Genomic DNA, 3,655 nt, shown 5'->3' on the forward strand with positions numbered 1-3,655 from the left:
TCGTATTTTGCTATTATAAAGCCCATTTTTGTAATTTCTTCATAATTTGAAGCTTCAGGAATTTCCTTTTTTTCTCCTCTTCCAATAGGTTTAGTCATAAATCTGTGTAAATGGGTGTATCTATCAGCAGTTATATTCCCAAGTTTAAAAGGAACAATTTCATTATCTAAAAGGGAAACAATCCATCTAACAGGTCTTGAAAATCTAAAACCTGAATTATCCCATTTCATTGTTTTTGGGAAAGGAATTTTAGAAATTATTTCAGGAAGTTCTTTTTCTATTACCTGCCTTATATCTCTTCCTTCTTTTATAATTTCTGCGCCTACATAACGACCTTTTTCATTTTCTATTATTTTTAGCTCTTCTATTGGAATGTTATTTTTTGAAGCAAAAGCCAGTGCTGCTTTTGTAAATTTACCTTCTTCATCAACAGCCACTTTAGCAGGAGGGCCTATTATGACTTTTTTTTCTGGAGGCTGTTTTTCATTTAAATTTTTTACTAAAAAACCAATTCTTCTTGGCGTTGCAAATTCTTCAATGTTGTCTGGTGAATGGTACTGGAAAAAGTTAAAAAATAATTCATTTAACTTTTCTTTTAAAAATTCCCTTGCAGTATTTACAGCTTTTGGAGGAAGTTCTTCACATCCAATTTCTAATAGGTATTGAGCCATCTATATTAACCTTCTTGAGAGTGTTTTTTTGCGTAATATACAGTTGCTATTCCTGTAATTGTTATCAAGATAAAAGAAACTAATATTAACCAGCTTAGTAAATCCACTACTTTTTTCCTCCTCTTTCATAAAACATAAATAAATATATGCTAAAGGCGATTGTATACACGCCCAGTAAAAATAGCATTATTACATTTCTTGCCTCAATATGCTCAGATATAAATAAAACCTCACTGGAAATAATAAAACCAACTCCTATATTCCTAAATGTTTCAGCTATAAATTTTAACAATTCTTTACTTTTCATCTTTTATCAGCGGGTATCCAAGTTCTTCTCTGTGTTTAACAAATGCTTTTGCACATTCTTTTGCAGATTTCTTACTCTTGCTATGTATCTTGCCCTTTCATTAACAGACAGAGCTCCTCTTGCATCAAGTAAGTTAAATGTGTGAGAGCATTTTAACGCAAAATCATAAGCTGGAATTGGAAGGTTTTTTCTATAAGTCTAAAACCTTCTTTTTCATACATATCAAATGTTTTATAAGCATGTCAACATCTGCTTCTTCAAAGTTATAAATTGACCACTGTTTTTCAGATTCTTTATATATATCACCGTAAGTTAATCCTTCATTCCAGAGGATGTCGTAAACAGAGTCAACGTTTTGAAGATACATAGCAATTCTTTCAAGGCCGTAAGTTATTTCAACTGAAATTTCTGGGAGGTCTAAACTTCCTGTTTGCTGGAAATATGTAAACTGGGTAATTTCCATACCATCAAGCCACACTTCCCATCCAAGTCCCCATGCTCCAAGAGTTGGACTTTCCCAGTCATCTTCAACAAATCTTATGTCATGTGCTGTTAAATCTATACCTAAGGCTTCCAAACTTTTTAAATAAAGCTCTTGAGGATTTTCAGGGGCAGGTTTTAAAATAACCTGAAACTGATAGTAATGCTGAAGTCTGTTTGGATTTTCTCCGTATCTTCCGTCTTTAGGTCTTCTACAAGGCTCAACATAGGCAACGTTCCAAGGCTCAGGACCAAGAACCCTTAAAAATGTGGCAGGGTTCATTGTTCCTGCACCTGTTTCTATATCATATGGCTGCCATAAAATACATCCTTGCTCAGTCCAGAAGTCCTGTAATTTCCTTATTATATCCTGAAATGTAAGCAATACTTACTCCAATAAGTGTTAAAAATTTTAACAAACCTTAATTATTATAACAGGAAATTTAGTTATTTTGGAATAATGGTTATATGTCTGATTCTTTTAAAAATTTAGATGCGTCTTCAGGATATGTTGTGTTTATACACCAGCCAGTCCCAAGCTCAAAACCTGCTATTATATTTACCCTTGGAAGTATTTCTATGTACCAGTGGTTAAATTTATCAACATGTTCAATGTCTGTATTAACAGGGCTTGTGTATAGAGTCATATTAAATGCTGGATTGTTCAAAGTTTTGTACAGTTTTTGTGTAATAATCTTTGTAATTTCAGATAAATATATGATTTCTATGTCATCAATATTTTCAAAGCTACCTGTGTGTCTTTTAGGAATTATTCTTATTTCAAATGGGAATATGGAGGCGTAAGGACAGTAAGCGATGAAGTACTCATTTTCATAAACAATTCTTTTATTTTCTTTTAATTCAAAATTTATTTCTTCGCAAATATAACAACTTTTGCTTTTTTTATGAAACTCTTTTAACTGGTGAAGTTTTGTAGTTATCTCTTTAGGAATAAGTGGAACGGCTATGATTTGAGAATGGGAATGAAACAGGCTGCAGCCAGCTTCTTTCCCATAATTTTTAAAGTACTGGATGTACTTTATATTTTTGTCTTTTGAGATTTCATTAAATCTATTTTTTACAGCAACAAACAAAAGCTTTATTTCTTCAACTGAAAAATTGTAAATCTGCTTAAAGTGGTCTGGTGTCTCAATAATAATTTCATGGTATCCATAACCTGTGAATTTTTTGAATAAACCTTCCTGTTTTTCTAAGAAATTACCTTCAGGTTTCAAAGCAGGATATTTATTAGGAACAACTCTGATTTTCCAGCCTGGAGTATCAGGCAAACTGCCGTTTTCTCTTACAGCAAAAACTTCTGGAGGTGTTTTGCTTTCATTTCCATACTCAAATGGACATTTCTCAACTATTCCAATTTCTGCCTCTGGCTCTCTAAAATAATCATGAGGCCTTTTTGCCCTTTCAGTGGAAAATATCACATATGTATCTTTTAGAAAGTTGTATCTTATCTCTGGCATTACCCAGACCTTAAAATTTTGCTTTTAATAAATATCTCTATCTTATCAAAAATTTCATAAATTATAGGAATAATAAAAAGGCTAAGAGGTAAAGCTGTTATAAGTCCTCCTATTATAGCTATTGCAAGAGGTTGGCGAAGTTCTGAACCTTCTGTTAAGCCAAAAGCAACAGGTGTTAAAGATGCAATTATTGTAAATGTTGTCATCAAAATAGGTCTTAATCTTTCTTTCCTTGCCTGAAGTATTGCTTCTCTGATTGGTAATTTGGATTTTAGCTGTATTATTCTGTCTATGAACAAAACAGCGTCCCTTGTTATTAACCCAACAAGCATAATTATCCCAAAATAAGAAGCCACATTTAAGGTTGTTTTTGTAAGAATAATAAAACCAAATATTCCAAAAACTGCAAAAGGAAGCATTAAAAGTATTGCAAATGGATGAAGTAAGCTTTCAAAAAGAGATGCAAGTATCATATAAACCCCTATTATAGCTACAATTAAGGCTATACCTAAATACACAAATGACCGTTTGAACTCTTTTGTTTTACCGCCTATTTCATAGGCATACCCGTAAGGTAAAATTTTTTTAAGTAAGTTTTCAACTTTTTTTACAGCTTCTCCTGTTGATATTCCTTCAACATTTGCGTAAAGGGTAAATGAGTACTGCTTGTTGTATCTATTTATTACATTATAGCTTGCTTTAGGTTTAAGGTTTATATA

Annotated in this window: 3 protein-coding genes and 1 pseudogene; all 4 read right to left on the reverse strand. The window is 32.2% G+C overall.

What is annotated here, in order from left to right; translation table 11 throughout:
* Nucleotides 1-671: glycine--tRNA ligase subunit beta (locus tag HG1285_RS05385; protein ID WP_008288407.1), on the reverse strand; the 671-nt coding region annotated here is incomplete at its 3' end.
* Between the two features lie 296 nt (nucleotides 672-967).
* Nucleotides 968-1,843: pseudogene (locus HG1285_RS18260) on the reverse strand (glycine--tRNA ligase subunit alpha).
* Nucleotides 1,844-1,922: 79 nt separating this feature from the next.
* The gene (gene galT / locus HG1285_RS05375; protein ID WP_008288410.1) at nucleotides 1,923-2,936 is read right to left on the reverse strand and encodes a galactose-1-phosphate uridylyltransferase; all 1,014 of its coding nucleotides are present in this window, start codon (nucleotides 2,934-2,936) and stop codon (nucleotides 1,923-1,925) included.
* A partial coding sequence (locus HG1285_RS05370) for an efflux RND transporter permease subunit (protein WP_008288411.1) occupies nucleotides 2,936-3,655 on the reverse strand: 720 nt, incomplete at its 5' end. The genes galT and HG1285_RS05370, both read right to left, overlap by 1 nt.

The sequence above is a fragment of the Hydrogenivirga sp. 128-5-R1-1 genome (genome assembly GCF_000171895.1).